Annotated in this window: 15 protein-coding genes; 10 read left to right on the plus strand and 5 right to left on the minus strand. The window is 59.1% G+C overall.

Annotated elements, in window-relative coordinates; all coding sequences use genetic code 11:
• The first annotated feature begins 25 nt into the window (after positions 1–25).
• The 3 genes from QLG10_RS21225 to QLG10_RS21235 all read left to right on the plus strand — a co-directional run bounded on the left by QLG10_RS21225 (position 26) and on the right by QLG10_RS21235 (position 3592).
• Positions 26–1207 carry an MFS transporter gene (locus QLG10_RS21225; RefSeq protein ID WP_110752967.1) on the plus strand — a complete coding sequence of 394 codons (1182 nt, stop codon included), beginning with the start codon at positions 26–28 and terminating at the stop codon, positions 1205–1207.
• Positions 1208–1418: 211 nt separating this feature from the next.
• Positions 1419–3083, plus strand: coding sequence for a BCCT family transporter (locus tag QLG10_RS21230; RefSeq protein WP_110752965.1), 1665 nt, complete (start codon positions 1419–1421; stop codon positions 3081–3083).
• A gap of 242 nt (positions 3084–3325) precedes the next feature.
• Positions 3326–3592, plus strand: coding sequence for a DUF2790 domain-containing protein (locus tag QLG10_RS21235; RefSeq protein ID WP_110752963.1), 267 nt, complete (start codon positions 3326–3328; stop codon positions 3590–3592).
• Positions 3593–3628: 36 nt separating this feature from the next.
• Here the strand turns inward: QLG10_RS21235 and QLG10_RS21240 are convergent, their stop codons facing one another.
• From QLG10_RS21240 to QLG10_RS21260, 5 genes are all read right to left on the minus strand, one after another.
• A complete protein-coding gene (locus tag QLG10_RS21240) occupies positions 3629–4576 on the minus strand; it encodes a LysR family transcriptional regulator (protein ID WP_188263496.1) in 948 nt (315 codons plus the stop codon).
• A gap of 63 nt (positions 4577–4639) precedes the next feature.
• Positions 4640–5590, minus strand: coding sequence for an aldo/keto reductase (locus QLG10_RS21245; protein ID WP_188263495.1), 951 nt, complete (start codon positions 5588–5590; stop codon positions 4640–4642).
• A 31-nt stretch (positions 5591–5621) separates the two neighbouring features.
• Positions 5622–7082, minus strand: a complete 1461-nt coding sequence (locus QLG10_RS21250) for an efflux transporter outer membrane subunit (RefSeq protein ID WP_282487972.1) — start codon at positions 7080–7082, stop codon at positions 5622–5624.
• A 19-nt stretch (positions 7083–7101) separates the two neighbouring features.
• On the minus strand, positions 7102–8601 hold the full coding sequence (locus tag QLG10_RS21255; RefSeq protein WP_282487973.1) for a DHA2 family efflux MFS transporter permease subunit: 1500 nt from the start codon (positions 8599–8601) through the stop codon (positions 7102–7104).
• On the minus strand, positions 8601–9719 hold the full coding sequence (locus QLG10_RS21260) for an HlyD family secretion protein (RefSeq protein ID WP_248679267.1): 1119 nt from the start codon (positions 9717–9719) through the stop codon (positions 8601–8603). Before QLG10_RS21260 ends, QLG10_RS21255 begins: the two co-directional genes overlap by 1 nt.
• Positions 9720–9969: 250 nt before the next feature.
• Here QLG10_RS21260 and QLG10_RS21265 point away from each other — a divergent pair, with 250 nt between their 5' ends.
• From QLG10_RS21265 to QLG10_RS21295, 7 genes are all read left to right on the plus strand, one after another.
• Complete coding sequence (locus QLG10_RS21265; protein WP_110752951.1) at positions 9970–10596, plus strand: TetR/AcrR family transcriptional regulator; 627 nt, start codon at positions 9970–9972, stop codon at positions 10594–10596.
• Positions 10589–11152, plus strand: coding sequence for a G/U mismatch-specific DNA glycosylase (gene mug / locus QLG10_RS21270; protein ID WP_110752949.1), 564 nt, complete (start codon positions 10589–10591; stop codon positions 11150–11152). Before QLG10_RS21265 ends, mug begins: the two co-directional genes overlap by 8 nt.
• A 518-nt stretch (positions 11153–11670) precedes the next feature.
• Positions 11671–12006, plus strand: a complete 336-nt coding sequence (locus QLG10_RS21275; RefSeq protein WP_282487974.1) for a hypothetical protein — start codon at positions 11671–11673, stop codon at positions 12004–12006.
• A gap of 109 nt (positions 12007–12115) precedes the next feature.
• Positions 12116–12673, plus strand: coding sequence for a polysaccharide biosynthesis/export family protein (locus tag QLG10_RS21280; protein WP_110752945.1), 558 nt, complete (start codon positions 12116–12118; stop codon positions 12671–12673).
• A 56-nt stretch (positions 12674–12729) separates the two neighbouring features.
• On the plus strand, positions 12730–13821 hold the full coding sequence (locus QLG10_RS21285) for a hypothetical protein (RefSeq protein ID WP_110752943.1): 1092 nt from the start codon (positions 12730–12732) through the stop codon (positions 13819–13821).
• 20 nt (positions 13822–13841) lie between these two features.
• Entirely contained in the window at positions 13842–15404 is a 1563-nt protein-coding gene (locus QLG10_RS21290; RefSeq protein WP_110752941.1) for a Wzz/FepE/Etk N-terminal domain-containing protein, read from the plus strand.
• 11 nt (positions 15405–15415) lie between these two features.
• The gene (locus QLG10_RS21295; protein WP_020798147.1) at positions 15416–16204 is read left to right on the plus strand and encodes a CpsD/CapB family tyrosine-protein kinase; all 789 of its coding nucleotides are present in this window, start codon (positions 15416–15418) and stop codon (positions 16202–16204) included.
• Positions 16205–16412 lie beyond the last annotated feature (208 nt).

Below are 16412 nucleotides of genomic sequence, written 5' to 3' on the forward strand. Positions count from 1 at the left end.
CACTTTTATTCAGGGAGTCGGTACGGTGATAACACTGACAAGAACCTTCGGCGCCCTCTACCTGGCCAGCTTGTTGATGCAACTGGGATCGACCTTGCTGATGACCTATCTGGCGCTGCGCCTCAATGCTTTGGGTGCAAGCGAAACGGCGGGTGGCGCGTTGATGGCCGCCAATGCCCTGGGGATGGTGCTGGGTGGCTGGGTCGGGCGCAGCCTGATCGCTCAGGTTGGGCACATTCGCACCTACGCAGCTTGCGCGGCAACGATTGCGGCGGCGGTCCTGGCCCATGAATTCAGCACGTCCCTGGCCTTCTGGCTGGTACTGCGGGCGCTGGTGGGACTGGCCATGATGTGCCAATTGATGGTGCTGGAAAGCTGGCTCAATGACCAGGCCCGGACCGAGCAACGCGGCGGAGTCCTGGCGCTGTACATGGTCGCCAGCTACGTCGGCATGATGCTCGGGCAATTGGCCCTGAGTCTCGACGAGGGGCTGGGCATCCGTGCGCTGTTGGCGGTGGCGATGGTGTTCGCCCTGTGTTCCGTGCCGGTGGCGCTGACTCGCAGCGCGCATCCCGTGGCGGTGCCCGTGACCTCGATTGACCTGCGCTTGTTCCTGCGGCGCGTTCCACAGGCATTGGGGACGATCCTGGTGTCGGGCATGCTCAATGGCAGCTTCTACGGCCTGGCTGCGATCTATGCGAGCAAGCAAGGATTGGGCACGGCGCAGGTCGGTCAGTTCCTGGCGTTGACCATCGGTGCCGGGCTATTGGCCCAGTTGCCGTTGGGCTGGCTGTCGGATCGGCTGCCCCGGGCGATCCTGATCCGCGCGGTGGCGGTATTGCTGGTACTCATCAGCCTGCCGCTGGGGTTCGCTCAAGCGCCATCGTTCACGACATTGCTGTGGTTCGGTGCCGGCATCGGTTTTCTGCAGTTCTGCCTGTACCCGCTGGGCGTGGCGTTGGCCAATGACAACATGGAGCCGTCCTTGCGCGTTTCGCTCTCGGGCATGCTGTTGATCACCTTTGGGGTCGGCGCCTGTATCGGGCCACTCATTGCGGGGGCGCTGATGGAAGGCTTCGGCGCGTCGAGCTTTTATTTTTTCCTCGGGGGCAGCGCAGTGTTGCTGGCCCTGTTCGTAGGGCAGGCGAAAGTCACGCGCTTGAGCGAACAGGGGGCCTGCGAAAGTACCCTGGAAACAGGCGCTTGATGGCGTCCTATTGATGCGTTTTTCTCATGAGTCGGTGACGAAAAATGGTTTGAGCGCTGGTCAGCTTTAAACGATCTTGGTGACGTTGCCAAAGGCGTAATAAACCGGAATTTACCTGCAGATGAAACCGTCCTGGTGTCAGTCGATTCCAGGCGATAGGCGAACTGCGGAACATATCCAAACCCTTAAACAAAAACAAAAGGGGAAAACAATGCGTGCTCAATCCGGCCTGTTGAAAGGCCTTAATCCGAATGTGACCGTGGCTTCGATATTAGCGGTGATCATATTTGTCGTGTTCTGTGCATTTAAAGACGAGCAGGCAGCCAAGGCTTTTGAAATGGCTTCGGTGTTTATCCTGCATAACTTCAAATGGTATTACATCGCCCTGATCAGTGGCGTGCTGGGCGTACTGCTTTATATATCGATCAGTCGTTTCGGTAACTTGAAACTTGGCACCGAACAGGATGTTCCCGAGTTCAGTTTCGCCTCATGGATTGCCATGCTGTTCAGCGCGGGAATGGGCATCGGACTGATTTTCTGGTCCGTGGCCGAACCCATGCTGCACTACGCCGACAACCCGTTTTCCAAGGGCTTGACGGACGAGTCCGCGACCCTGGCGATGCGCATCACCCTGTTCCACTGGGGCCTGCATCCATGGGCGATCTTCTCCATGATTGGCTTGAGCCTGGCGTACTTCGCCTACCGTAAAGGTTTGCCGCTGGCCCTGCGATCGCTGCTTTATCCGCTGATTGGCGATCGTATCTACGGCTGGATCGGCCATGTGGTCGATATCATGGGAGTGGTCATCACGGCCTTTGGCGTGTCCCAGTCCCTTGGCCTCGGTGTGGTGCAGATCAATACCGGATTGCATCAGGTATTCGGTATTCCGGTCAGTGTCGGCTTGCAGTTATCGATCATTCTGTTTGTCAGCATCGTTGCTTGTATTTCGCTGTTGGCCGGACTGTCCAAGGGAATGAAGCGTATCTCCACGCTCAATATGTACTTGTCGTTCATCCTGATGCTGGCCGTGTTGGCAATCGGTCCCACCCGTTACATTCTCAACCTGATGTTTGAATCCACCGGCGACTATGTGCAAAACATAGTTGGCTTGAGTTTTTGGATGGACACGCAAAAAGACAGCGAATGGCAAAACTGGTGGACGGCGTTCTACTGGCCATGGTGGATGACCTGGGGGCCTTTTGTCGGCCTGTTCATCGCGCGCATCTCCAAAGGCCGGACCATCCGTGAGCTGGTGATCGGGGCGCTGGTGGTGCCGACCCTGGTGACCATCCTGTGGATGTCGGTGTTCGGTGGCGCGGCGCTGAAAAACGAACAGCAGGACAGGCAGGCCTACCAGGCGTCCGTCGCCAGCCAGGTGGTGACCCAGGAGCAGCCGAAGTTCGAAGGCGGCACCGTGTTGCTCGCCACCAAGAAAGAAACCACCGCGGCCATGTTCACCTTGCTGCAGTCACTCGATGGCCAGGCCATGGGTGCCGCGCTGTCGATACTGGTATGCGTGTTGCTGGGTGTGCATTTCGTCACCACCGCGGATGCCGGCACCCAGGTTCTGTGCACCTTGTGTGCGTTGGGCAGCACCAATCCGCCGAACTGGATCAGGCTGCTCTGGTGCATTCTCGAAGGTGCCATTGCCGCAGGGTTGTTGCTGGCAGGGGGACTCAAGGCCATTCAGATGGCGAGTATCGCTGCCGGTTTGCCGATCGCCATGTTGCTCTTGGTCATGTCCTATACGCTGATCCACAGCTTGCGCAAGGAGATGCCGAGCGTGCCGGCCTGGGCCCCAGCGCTCGATCGCCTGCCGCAGCAGGAGCGTTCTTCACAAGAGGGGCGTGAAGCGCTGGCGGCCACTGCCGCTTGACGAGCCTCGCTGAGGCATGCGTGAACATACCGCAACCGTCTGCTGCCAACACAGCTGACGGTTGCGGTTTGATGACCTCCTGCAGATTTCGATCCCTGCATTCCTACGCATTCTGTTAACAGTGTTTATCCGCCAGGACGCTGTTTGGCGCCCGGGCAATCCCCTAGCATCGTCTCTACCGAAGGAACCCGGACCAAGGGTTCCAGAGGTACTCATCCACCCTGAACGAGACGGTGAACCCCATGAAAAGAATCGCGATTTTCCTTGCACTCAGTTGCATCGGTGCCCAGGCCTTTGCCGAAGAAAGCCATGCCAGAATTTCGGCCAATAAGCCACCGATCGAGACCTACACCTACGGTTCGAGACTGGACATCAAGAAGGTCATTTCCCTGACCGATGTCGCGCCAGAGTGTGGTCCGGTTTCGGCGCAGATGACCTACGAAGATTCCCAGGGCCTGCGCCATGTCATGCAGTATCAAGTCATGGGCACTGGGTGCTCGAACGGTTGAGTACGGCGGTGACGGTGGAGGGTCGACACTCCATCCTCAGATGTTTGCAGGGCGTTTTGATGAACGGGCAATTTTGTCATCGTCAGCCAGCAACCCGGGCAGGTAGTCCTTGAGAAACTCCACCCAGGTTTTTATTTTTGCATCGACGAATTTTCGTGAAGGGTAGATGGCAAACAGGTTCAACTCTTCAAAATGGTACTGCGGCAGTACCCGAACCAGGGTGCCTGCCTTGAGGCCGGCCACGGCGGACGCGATCGGCTGGATGCCAATGCCCATGCCGCGGGTGATGGCGACGGTCATGGCATCGGCGGTATTGACGTGAAACGGCGACACCGGTGTGTTGACGGCCTCCACGCCTTCGGGCCCTTCGAATACCCAGTGCTCGGCCGGCATCACCGTGTTGACGATTCTCAGGCAATCATGTGTGCCAAGCGAACCCGGCGTGTCGGGTACTCCGCGTTTTTCCAGGTAGGTGGGCGATGCGCAGAGAATGCTGTAGGTGATGCCCAGCCGCTGGGCGACGAAGCCTGAGTCGGGCAGGTCGCGCGCCAGCACGATCGACATGTCATAACCTTCTTCCAGTAGATCGGGCAGCCGATTGGTCAAGGCCAGGTCAAACAGGACCGAGGGGTGTGTCTCGCGGTATTTGGCAATGGCGTCGATCACGTAGTGGTTGCCGATGGCCGACATCGCGTGAATCTTCAGGCGGCCCACGGGGGTGACCTGTGCGGTGCCTGCTTCCTCCTCCGCATCTCGCAGTTCTTCCAGAATCTTCTCGCAGCGTTCCAGATAGCGCGTGCCGGCTTCGGTCAAGGCCAGGCGCCGGGTGGTACGGTTGATCAGGCGGGTTTGCAGGCGGGCCTCGAGACTGGAGACCGCCTTGGAAACGTTGGTCGTGGTGGTGTCCAGCAAATGCGCGGCTGCGGTAAAGCTGCCGCTCTGGGCGACCGCCAGGAAAAATCGCATGCTCTGGAATACATCCATCGTTGTCGCCTCATGGGTCAACTGGAAAAAAAGGACGGCACATGACCGTCCCCTCGAGGCCTGTCATTGTTTGCGTGGGATGAACCCCGGTACTCCGGTTTCCACCACGGAATTGAAGCGTATCCGCGTTGTGATCTCCTGGCGAATTTCCAGCATGGCCCTGTGGGGCAGGGTGGTGATATCGAAGTTTTCCTGGATATGGTCGGGTGTCGCCGAGGTGGTCAGGAACGCGACACCGCGCTGTACCGCCCAGGCCAGTGCGACCTGGGCCGGGGTTCTTTGCAAGTGCCGGGCGATGCCCAGGATCACTTCGTCCTCCAGCACGTTCGGTTCCATGCCGTGGCCCAGCGGCGCGAAGGCCAGGAGGATGATCCCGTGTTCCTTGCAGTACTCCAGCAATTCCCATTCCGGCAGGTACGGGTGGGATTCGACTTGCACCACCGCGGGTTTGATTCGCGCCACGGCGACGATTTCTTTCAGCGCCTGCAAGGTGATGTCCGACAGGCCGATGGACCTGCAACGACCTTGATCGACCAGTTGCTCAAGGGCCCGCCAGGTGTCGATCAGGGTTACACCGGAGTCGTAGAGGACATGGCCGAAGGGATCCCTGGGGTCCTGGTCGTCCCCGGCCTGGAACGCGAAGGGCGTGTGGATCAGATAGCAATCGATGTAATCCACCTGCAGCCGTCGGCAACTGGCTTCAAAGGCCGGCAACACCCGCTCGGGGCGGTGGTTGGTGTTCCACAGCTTGGTGGTGATGAACAGGTCTTCGCGCCGGGCCTTGCCCGCGTCCATGAAAGCTTGCAGGGCAACGCCGACCGATTCCTCGTTGCGATAACGCTCGGCGCAATCGAAATGACGGAACCCGGTTTCCAGCGCGTGGGTGATCGCCTGGGTGGTGACGCCGAGGTCTTTGAACAGGGTGCCGAAACCCACGGCGGGCATCTGCCCCGAACCGTGATTAAGGGCAAACCGGGTATCTCGCAGTTCATCGTGAAAGGCTTCGTAGGACATGTCTTGACTCCAATTACCGAGGCCGCAGCCTCTACTGATACGAATGTTGTGGTGCCTGGCGGCTGGCCAACCGTTGTTCGAACACGCCGACGGAGTTGCCGCCGAGGGCTACAAACAGCTGCACGGTGTCGAGGTACTGCGCGGTCTTGACGCGGATCTGGCTCAGCAGCGCCTGTTGGTAGGCACGCTCGGCTTCGAGCACCTGGAGCGTGCTGTTCTCGCCCTGGGCGTAGGCTTGGCGGTTCAGACGCAAGCTGGTGTCGGCCGCTTGCAGTGCATCCTCCTGGGCGCGAAATTCCTGCGCGTCGTGGTTGATTGCTTGCAGCGTATCCGCAACCTGGCCGAACGAGCTGATGACGGTCTGCTGGTAGCCAGCGAGCGCGGCGTTGTAACCCTCGACGGCGGCCTGTTGTTCCGCCTTGAGGGTGCCACCGTTGAAGATCGGCCCGGCGATTCCCGCCGCGAACCCCCAGAGTGCGGCGCCGCCATTGCCTGATGCGGCCTGGGCCAGGGAGGCGGACAACGTCACCCGCGGATAGAGATTGGCGGTCGCCACGCCGACCGCGGCGCTGGCGATGTGCAGCTCGGCCTCGGCCTGGCGCACGTCCGGACGGTCGTGGGCCATTTCCGAGGGCAGGCTGACCGGCACGTTCGACGGCAAGGCAAATTCGTCGAGGTCAAAGTCCGGCGCAATCCAGTCAGCCGGGCCATTGCCCGTCAGGATCGACAGCGCATGGCGCGCAGCATCCCGTTGCTGGGCCAGGGGCGGTAGCAACGTGCGGTCCTGGGCAAGCCGGGTCTCTGCCAGCGACACGTCGACCTGGGTGGTGCTGCCGCTGGCATGGGCCGCGCGCACCAGTTCGAGGTTGCGGGTGTCGTTGTCCAGCAAAGTCTCCACGGCCTGCATCTGCGCATTGGCAGAAGCCACCAGCAACGCCTGGCTGGCGACCTCCCCGGTCAGGGTCAGGTACGCGGCTTCGTAACGATGCTTTTGCAAGTCGCTAAAGGCTTGCTGCTGTTCGACGAGCCGCTTGTTGCCACCGAAGACATCGAGGTCGAAACCGACCCGTGGCCCGATCGCATAGAAGTTCGAGACCGAGGGCTCCTTGGCGTTATGCACCCGTTGGCGACCCGCTGCCGCAGCGAAGTCGACCTGCGGATACAGCGCACCTCGTGCCGCAGCCACCGATTGTGATGCCTGCCGTATCGTTGCATCGGCAGCGACCAGCTCCAGATTGCCGTCGATGGCCCGGCGTACCAGTTGGTCGAGCTTGGGCGAGCCAAAGGCGGACCACCATTGCCCGGTGACCTTGTTGCCCAGGGCAATGCGCTGCAACCCCCCATGGCCAAGGCGCTGCTCGGCCTGTTGATCGTAGTGCTGCGACTGGCTCGTCGGCGGGGCCTTGAAGTCAGGGCCGACGGTACAGGCAGAGAGCAAGACCATTGCCGACACTGCCGCGATTTTCGTTGGGAACAGATGACAGGATTTCATTGCACAGACTCCACGAAAATTAGTTGGCCGGTATCGGTTTGCGCAGAAAGACCACCAGCGGGCTGACCACCAGCATCGCCACCAACAGGAGCTTGAACTGGCCGATAACGGCGATGAACGCGGCCTGGTGGGTGATCATGTGGTTAAGCCCTTCGAGTGCCGGCAACGACATCGACGCCGTGCCCCCATGCGCGGCAGCGCGATAGGACGTCACATTGGCGGCCAGTGCCAGGTGCATCGCCTGGGTATTGTTGAAGAAGAAAATCTGCACAATCGCTACGCCCAGGGTGCTGCCGTAGACCCGCGAAAGATTGAACAGGCCGGTCCCCTCCGCCCGAAGTGCGGGGTCAAGGGTGCTGAACGCGACCTTGGTCAGTGCCGGCATCAGCAGGCCGATGCCGATGCCCTGGATGGCCCCGGCAACCGCCACCGGCGACCAGTCCATCAAGGGCGAATAGTCGAGCATCAGTCCGTTGGCAAAGATCACCAGGGCCACGCCTGCCGCCACGAACAGCCGGCGATCGAAACGCTCGGGCACCCAGCCCATTAGCACAAACGCACCCACCAGCCCGATGCCACGCGGGATGGTCAGGGCACCGGTGGTGTCTGGCGGGTAGCCGAGAATTTCATCGAGCATCGGCGAGGTCAGCGCCATGGTCGACAGCAGCACGAAACCCACGGCGAAAAAGATCAGCGTCGACAGCACGAAATTGCGATCACGGAACAGGCGCTTGTTGAGGAAATGCGTCTTGCTGGTCAATACGTGCACCATGAACAAGTACAACCCCAATCCACAGGCCAGTGCCTCGATCCAGATTTCCGGCGAATCGAACCAGTCCAGGCGTTCGCCGCGGTCGAGCAGCATCTGCAGGCCGATCAAGGCCAGGGTGAAACTGCCGAAACCGAAGAAGTCGAAAGAAGGCGCTTTCTCGGGTTTTTTCTCGGCCAGTAGCAGGGCCACGACCAAAAAGATGTACGCCGACAACGGTAGGCTGATGTAGAAGATCGAGCGCCAATCGAAATGCTCGGCGATCCAGCCACCGATGCTCGGGCCGCTGACGATGCCCAGGAGCACGATGGCGGTCCAGGTCGCACCAAATTTCATGCGCTTCTCGGGCGCCAATGTCTCCATGGCAATTGCCATCGACAGGGGCGCCAGCACGCCACTGGCCAGGCCCTGGATGATCCGCGCACCGATAAATTGCAGCGGCGTCGTGGCCACCGTCGCGAGCAGCAAGCCGAGGACGAAGACAGCCAGCGCGGCTTGATAGACAAGCTTCAGGCCAAGACGCCCGGCAAGCCACTGGGCAATCGGCAGGGTAATGGCGCTCGCCGCGAGGTACGCCGTGAAAATCCATCCGGCCTGGTCGTCAGTCATCGACAGGGTGCCTTGAATCAGCCGCAGCACCGCATTGGGCAGCGGCAGGTTGGCGGACTGCATGTAAGTGGCGAGCAGCACCGCCAATCGAAGCGAGTGCGCACGGCCCGGATCCGCGGATGTCTGTGCGTGGGCGTTCATCAGAAGTTACCTGCGGTCAGCAGCGACTTGAGCGGGTGCCACCATGGCGTGCGATGTCCGGTATCGACCTCGACCGTGGCACTGGTGCCGGAAAACAGTGGCAGGGCAGGGTCCGCGTCATCCAGTTCGAGGCGAACCGGTACCCGCTGGACCACCTTGACCCAGTTACCGGTGGCGTTTTCCGGCGGCAGCAGGGCGAAGTCCGACCCGGCGCCGGGGCTCATGCTCGTCACGTGGGCCTTGAACACGTGCCCGGGGTAAGTGTCGATGCTGATGCGCGCTTCCTGACCCGCACGCATGTGCGTGACCTGGGTTTCCCGGAAGTTGGCCTCGACCCAGATCTCATGGTCGCTGATCAACGCGAAGGCTGGCGCACCGCTGTTGAGGTAGTTGCCTACCTGCAGGTCGTCGACCTTGGCGACAACGCCGTCGGCCGGCGCATAGACCGTGGCGTAGGAAAGGTACAGCTGCGCTTCATCGAGCTGCGCCTTGGCTTCACGCACCGAAGGGTGACTGTCGGCCTCGATGTTCGGGTTGCCGTCCAGGGCGACGACGGTGCTGGCGATCTGTTGTTCGATCGACGCGATGCGTTGCCGTGCGATCTTCAGGTCGGTTTCCGCGCGCTCATAAATGGCCCGGGAAACGAAGTCGGTCGCAACCAGCGCTTTCTTGCGGGCGAATTCCTTCTGGTCGAAGTCCGCCGACTCTTTGGCCGATTGCAGTTCAGCCTGCTGTTGACGGTAGCTGGCCTTGAGTCCGTCGATGCGCAGCCGAGCGACACTCAGTTGCGCTTGAGCACGATCGATCGCGATCTGCAAGGGCTTGGGGTCGAGGCGAAACAGCACTTGGCCTTTGTTGACTTTCTGGTTGTCCTGGACGGCGATGTCCACGACCTGCCCGGAAATCCGTGCATTGACCGAGGCCTTGGCCACCCGGGCGTAGGCGTTATCGGTGGTGACGAAGGGTTCGCCAGCCACGTAGTAGGCATAGCCAACGACAGCGAGAAGGGCAGGCAGGCCCACCATGAGCCAGGGCCGCAGCTTCTCCTTAAGGGGTTTGTTGATCGGCGATTGGGCCTCATAGGCCTGCGAAGCCGTGATGTCGATGGATTGAGTCATGATCGAATGCACCTTTAACCGGGAAGGCGGGCCTGCAGCAATCGCCTGGCACCGACGTCAATGAATGTTGTGGTAAAGCAAACCCGCAGGTGCTTGGGAGGATCGCTCCGGCACCGCTGTTTCGTCGCTGCAACACCCGGTTTGAGCTGCGCTTGAACAAACATGGATCAAGGAATTTGTGGTTCCTTATTTTTGTGCGATGGTGTAAAAATATCCGCTCATCCAACTTCCTGCAAGGATTTTATGCGACATGGCACAAAATAAAGTGACAGCGGGCAAGGGCCGCGGCCGCCCCCGCGCGTATGACCCGCAGACAGCGTTGCAACAAGCGCTCGGTGTGTTCTGGAGCACTGGCTATTCGGGCGCATCCCTGGACAGCATCGCCACCGCGGCCGGGATGAATCGACCCAGCCTGTATGCGGCCTTTGGTGACAAACATGCGCTGTACATCAAGGCGCTGGAGCAGTACTGGGAGTTTGCCGCCGCCGACATGCAGGCCGCGCTGGCCGACAACCAACTGACGTTGCGCCAGGCGCTGATGCGTTTCTACGAGGGACAGTTGTCGATCTACTTTTCGGGCGACGGTCAGCCACGTGGCTGCTTTGCGATTGGCACGGCGACCACCGAGGCTGTCGAGGATCCGCAGATCCGAGAGGTGCTCAGTGATCGCCTGAGCAGGTTGGATGCCGATCTGGAGGCGCGCCTGCGTACGGCCATTGCATCTGGCGAATTAAAGGATGATGTCGATGCAGGAGCACTGGCTGTGCTCGCTTCATCGCTGCTGCACAGCATTTCGATCCGTGCGCGAGCCGGCAAGTCGCGTGAGGAGTTGACGGCGCTCGCACGCAATGCGGTCGGTGTGATCTGCGGTGAGTGAAGGGCTCGACGATATACTGGCGCCACAATTGGACGTGGTTTTTTGCGGCATCAACCCAGGCATGACTGCCGCGGTCCAGGGTCATCATTTTGCCGGTCGGGGCAATCGTTTTTGGCGCACATTGCACCTCGCCGGTTTTACGTCACAACAACTGCAGCCAGAGCAAGACCAGGACATTCTGCGCCATGGCTGTGGTTTGACGGCCGTGGTCCAGCGGCCGACAGCGCGGGCGGACCAGCTGTCGGCCCATGAATTTGTCGCAGCCGCGTCGGCTTTCGAACAAAAGATCGCCGTTTTTGCGCCACGTTTCGTGGCATTTCTCGGTAAGGCGGCGTACTGCGCCTTGTCCGATCAGCGCGACGTCGCCTGGGGACCACAGCCAAAGACATTCGGCAATGCCGCGGTCTGGGTCCTTCCCAATCCCAGCGGGCGAAATCGTGCCTTTTCCCTTGAGCAATTGGTCGCTGTGTACAGTCAACTGTATGTGGCAGTAGGCGCGCCCTGTTTTAACGCCAGGGGACAGAAAAGCCCCAGTGTGCGCCAAGGACGCGCCTGACGCCGTTTTTCCGGCCCCGAATATCGCTCGCCCAGACCCGTTCCGTGGCCCTGTGTGGTAGTGGTCGGCTGTCCGATAGGAGGCGATCAACGCAACACTCCACGGCATCTTCGTTGCATTGTTTTATTTGTGCGATGGGTGATTTGACGGCGTTTTTACAAGAGGCCATGCATGCATAAACACTTGCTGACTCTGACGATTCACTTAGGCTGCTTGCGGCGTTTTTTTGACGTTATCCGCCGCCGATTTATATTTCTATTTATTATTGTGACGTGCTATTGACGTACTGGCTATCTGCTTATAGGCTCCATTTAGCCTGATTTAGATTTCCTCAATCGACTCATCCCAAACCCTCAGCGCAGGGAGGCGGTTATATGCGGACGACAGTTTTCATTAAGTTGATTGTGTTATTTGCGACTCTGAATGGAGTAGCCGTTGCCACTGCCCAAGCAGCCAATTTGCCCTATGAAATTAGTCGCATAAGTAGCGCTTGCGAGGGTGCAAGGACTCAGGCAGCCGTGGCCTCGACCGAGGCTGCGACTGTGGCGTCGACGAACCTTGGTACAGCCCATGGTGGCTCTTCGCTAGATGCCAAAAGTGCCAAAATTTCCAGCGTTGATAATGGATCCAAGTCGGGGGTAAATGCTTCCGTCAATAGTTCAGCGTGCGACGGTTTAATGACGGAAGTTGCCAAGCAGCCGTTCGTGATTGACTCAGTCCAGGACAAAGGGCTGTCGGGTGATTCGGCGTTTCACAACACTCAACCCAATGCAGTCCCGGTCTCTGCGGTTGTTTGGTTATTCTCTTCCGCCCTATTAGGTTTCATCGTTGTCGCCAATCGGCGCAAGATTTAAGTGTCAGTTTTGCGAAATAGTTTTTCTTGTGGGTGCTACAGGCCTAAAGAGGACGCTGATTGTAACGGTTGATCCTCATTAGATGAGCTAACCAGGCGGAGGAATCCAGATGCTGCGTTTAATGTTACCTGCACTGTGTGCGCTGGCTATTGTGCCCGGCGTGGCCCGTGCCGCCGAAGACAACTCCTATCTCCTGAACGCTGGAGACAAGGTTGAAGTGTCCATTTGGGGCGAACCAGCGGAAAAAATAGAGCGCGTAGATGTGCTGCCCAATGGCTACGTCACTCTGAAGCTGGCGGGGCCGGTCAAGGTCAAAGGGCTTGATACGGCTCAAGCTGAAAAGATAATCACTGAAAAGCTCACGAAATATTATCCAGATCCGGTGGTCAGCGTTGTGGTCACCGAGGCCAAGGGCAATGTCGTCTATGTCCAGGGCAAGGTACTCAAGCCCGGCAAGGTGCAGATGAACGGTGAGACCGATGTACTGCAAGCCTTGAGCGAGGCTGGTGGGTTGGACAAGTTCGCTGACAAGGACGAAATCAAGCTCTTGCGGCGCGAAGGGAAAAAACAGAAAGTACTGCTCGTCAACTACGACGATCTGATCGCCGGACGTGACATGTCCACTAACTTTGAACTTCAGGCCGGCGATACGCTGGTCGTTCCCTGACATTGCGCGATGCATTAAGGATTAACTTGCGTTCATTGCAAACAACCGGAGTGGTGATGGCAATATTGACTTTGCCATGTTCCGGCATGACCTACGCCGGCACCTGGCAGTCGGCAGTTGCGCTGCCCATGACAGTCGAGCACGACAGCAATCCATTGCTCTTGACGAGTGACGAGAAAGCGATCACGCGAACGATCATTGCCCCCGATTACACGCTGGTGGGTAATTTTGATCGGGACCAGTGGAAGTTTGGCCTCGGTGTCAATGTGGAGCGCTCGTCCGATACCGACGTCGTGTCCAATCGAGAAGACCCGAGGCTGTCGTTTGGCTGGCAGCGTGAGACCGAAAAGGGTGGCTATGGACTCACGGCGAGATACATCGAGAGTTCGACGCTTTCCACTGAAGTCCAGCAAACCGGTGTCACAGACTCGACCGATGGTACGCAAAAGCTCTCGAACATCGGCGGTAACTGGCGCTCCGCGGTGACCGAGCGCAGCACCCTGGTCGACGAAATCGACCTCACCCATGTCGAATACGACACCGCCTCGCTGACCAACTACGACGAGCTGACCAACCGTCTGAGCTGGCTTTATCAATGGAATGAGCGCGTCGAACTGTTCACCCGATTCGAAGCGACGCGTTATGAGCCCAAGGACGACACCAGCACCCTCGGCTCCTCGAACAGCTACACCCCGGTGGTCGGCGTGAACTACCAGATCTCCGAGCGATTTACGGGATCTGTGTACGGCGGTATGAACAAGGTATCCAATAGCAACAGTGGTCCCACTGGCCAGGGTGGCGTGAGCCTGCGTTACACCGGTGAGCGTGTCGAGACCAGTGCCGAAGCCAGTCGCAGCACGATCGCCAACGGGGAGAACGGCCTGGTCGAGTCCGATGAGCTTCGGGGTAACTGGAGTTATCTGCTCGACGAGACCAGTCGTGTCGGTGTTGATGGCTCCTGGCAAAAAACCAAAGGGGACGCGCCCAGCACCTTTCGCACATATGGCGCGTTTGTGAGTCGCGAGCTCTCGCCTTTTTGGCTTGCACGCCTATCCTTCACCTACAAAGAGCGCGAGCGAGACGGCTTGCCAAATGCCGATGCCAACATCATAGGGATGACCTTGATCTATAGTCACCCCGACTTCTGACCTTCAGCAGCGTGGTATTTATGTCCTCTGAATACGAAATGTCGGTCAACGACTACATTGCAGTAATCAAGCACCGGGCCTGGCTGTTGATTGTGACGGGGGCCGTGATAATCGGGGCGGCTGTATTGGTGGCGACCTCCATGCCACCGATCTATCAGTCGTCCGGAACTATCCTGGTGGAATCTCAGCAGATTTCGCCGGACCTGGTGGCGGGGAACAACAATACCTTTGCTGACGAGCGCATCGAAGTCATCCGCCAGCGTGTGATGACCCGTGAGCACTTGGAGGCGATCATCAACAAGTACAATCTTTTCGAAACGGGCAGCCGGCGCCTGACCCTGACCGAAAAGATCGAAGAGATGCGCAATGCGATTTCCGTCGCCCTGGTCAGTGCGGCGGTGAAGGGGCGAGGCGAGGTAACGATCGCCTTTCGCCTTGCCTTCGAGCACAGGGAGCCAGAAGTCGCGAACGAAGTGGCCAACGAACTGGTGACGCTGTTCCTCAATGAGAACATCAAGCAGCGCACCGAGCGCGCCAGTGAAACCACGGAGTTCCTGACCCAGGAGGCGAACAAGCTGCGCACTGAGCTGGAAGTGCTGGAGAACAAGCTGGCTGACTTCAAGCAGGCCCATGGCAACGCGCTGCCTGAGCATCAGGAACTGCGCATGAACATGTTGTCGCGCTCTGAACTCGAACTCAAGGATATCGACCGTGACTACAAGGCGGCCAACGAGGAGTTGCGCTTCCAGGACCTGGAACTGTCGGCGGCCCATGCCGGTCTGTCGACCAAGGCGGGCACGGCAGGTGCGGTCGCTGAGCCGGTAGAGGATCTGGCGAGCCTCAAGGCCGAGTACGCCCGGCTGCTGACGATCTACACCGAAGCCCACCCGGATGTTCGGACGATCAAACGCAAGATCGCCGCCATGCAGGCCAGTCAAGGTCGCGGCGGTTCCGTCACGCCGGTCAGCCTGGACGTTGCCAGGGTCCAGGCGCGCATTGCCGCCTCGGAACAACGCATGCGATCGCTGGCCGCGCAGAAGCAGCAGTTGCTGGACAAGATCGCGACCCTGGAAAGCCAGATTCTCGAGGCGCCGCAAGTGGAACGTGGCTTGGTCACGCTGATGCGCGACCATGAAAACGCACGCAAGAAATACGAAGAAATCCGCACCAAGGAGATGAGTGCGAAGATTACCGAAAGCCTGGAGCAGGAAAACAAAGCCGAGCGTTTTGTGCTGCTCGAAGCGCCGCTGATGCCGGAAAAACCGGTACGGCCGAACCGCAAGAAAGTCGTGGCCCTTGGCTTTGTCCTTGCGCCGGTAGGGGCGGGTGCACTGGTGATGCTGCTGGAGATGCTGAGCCAGCGCGTACGGGGTGTCGACGCGCTGACCAGTGTGTTGGGCAGGCGCGTACTGGTTGCCATTCCCTACATTCATACCCAGGCGGAACTGGCTCGTCGCAAACAGTGGCGAACGATACTGGTGCTCTGTGGCGTCTTGATGATCGTGGTCTCTCTGGTGCTCCTGCACTTCTTCTACATGCCACTGGATTTGCTGATGTTCAAGGCTCTGGCGCGGTTTGAATAAGGAATATTGCGATGGAAATTATTAAGCCACCTCTGGGTAAGGGCGAACAATCGCCTTCGTCAGGCTTGGTGCTCTCTTCATCCGGACAGCCTGCACCGCTCAATGCGCTCAGTTACGTACAAACCAAGGTTGTACCGTTGCGGGCCGAGCACCTGGAGCGCCATCGCATTGTCGCCTACAACAAGAATTCGAACATGGGCTGGGCGTTCGATCTTCTGCGTACCCAGGTCCTCAAGGCGATGGAGGAAAATGGTTGGCGCACGCTGGCCATTACCTCGCCGACGCCGGAGGCGGGCAAGTCGGTGTTGGCGATCAACCTGGCAATGAGTATCGCGCACCACACCACCAAGACGGCGCTGCTTGTGGATTTCGATCTGCGTTGTCCCAAGGTCGGTAGCTACCTGGGGCTGCCGATGGAAAAATCGCTCAATGAATTCCTGACCAACGAAGCAGAGCTGCAAGAGGTCCTGGTCAATCCGACCTTGCCGCGTTTTGTGGTCCTGCCGACGCGCGAACCGATTCCGCTCTCCACCGAGGTGTTGTCTTCGCCGGTGGTGGGCGATTTGATCGTTGATCTGCGCGAACGCTACAACTCTCGTGTTGTGATCTTCGATTTGCCGCCGGTGCTGAGTTCGGATGATGTGATAACTATCCTGCCCAAGTTCGACTGCGTCTTGCTGGTGGTTGCCAATGGCATGAATACCAAGAAAGAGATCGAGGAGAGTCTGCATCATCTGGGCAGGGCGAACCTGATTGGTACGGTGCTGAACAAGTCGGGGCCGGCGAAACGGCCTTACTAGGAATCGCGGCACCGCGCTGTGTTCGCGGATGTACCCGATCAACTGTGGGAGCGAGCCTGCTCGCGAAGGCGGCCTGACGGCCGACCTATTGTTTGTTGTCTGAGTTCATATCCATTGCTGCGGTAACGGCTGGATTTCGCTTTTACCGTAGGAGCCAGGCTTGCCGGCGAAGGCGTCCAGGCGGCCAATGGGGATTTTGTGACTGAGT

The sequence above is a fragment of the Pseudomonas sp. V98_8 genome (assembly GCF_029967975.1).
Classification (GTDB): Bacteria; Pseudomonadota; Gammaproteobacteria; order Pseudomonadales; family Pseudomonadaceae; genus Aquipseudomonas; species Aquipseudomonas umsongensis.

Bases quoted from the DNA above. Each gene is read 5' to 3' on its own strand.
- QLG10_RS21230 (WP_110752965.1), top strand. From the start codon at position 1,419: ATGCGTGCTCAATCCGGCCTGTTGAAAGGCCTTAATCCGAATGTGACC.
- QLG10_RS21235 (WP_110752963.1), top strand. From the start codon at position 3,326: ATGAAAAGAATCGCGATTTTCCTTGCACTCAGTTGCATCGGTGCCCAG.
- QLG10_RS21240 (WP_188263496.1), bottom strand. From the start codon at position 4,576: ATGGATGTATTCCAGAGCATGCGATTTTTCCTGGCGGTCGCCCAGAGC.
- QLG10_RS21245 (WP_188263495.1), bottom strand. From the start codon at position 5,590: ATGTCCTACGAAGCCTTTCACGATGAACTGCGAGATACCCGGTTTGCC.
- QLG10_RS21250 (WP_282487972.1), bottom strand. From the start codon at position 7,082: ATGAAATCCTGTCATCTGTTCCCAACGAAAATCGCGGCAGTGTCGGCA.
- QLG10_RS21255 (WP_282487973.1), bottom strand. From the start codon at position 8,601: ATGAACGCCCACGCACAGACATCCGCGGATCCGGGCCGTGCGCACTCG.
- QLG10_RS21260 (WP_248679267.1), bottom strand. From the start codon at position 9,719: ATGACTCAATCCATCGACATCACGGCTTCGCAGGCCTATGAGGCCCAA.
- QLG10_RS21265 (WP_110752951.1), top strand. From the start codon at position 9,970: ATGGCACAAAATAAAGTGACAGCGGGCAAGGGCCGCGGCCGCCCCCGC.
- QLG10_RS21280 (WP_110752945.1), top strand. From the start codon at position 12,116: ATGCTGCGTTTAATGTTACCTGCACTGTGTGCGCTGGCTATTGTGCCC.
- QLG10_RS21285 (WP_110752943.1), top strand. From the start codon at position 12,730: ATGGCAATATTGACTTTGCCATGTTCCGGCATGACCTACGCCGGCACC.
- QLG10_RS21290 (WP_110752941.1), top strand. From the start codon at position 13,842: ATGTCCTCTGAATACGAAATGTCGGTCAACGACTACATTGCAGTAATC.
- QLG10_RS21295 (WP_020798147.1), top strand. From the start codon at position 15,416: ATGGAAATTATTAAGCCACCTCTGGGTAAGGGCGAACAATCGCCTTCG.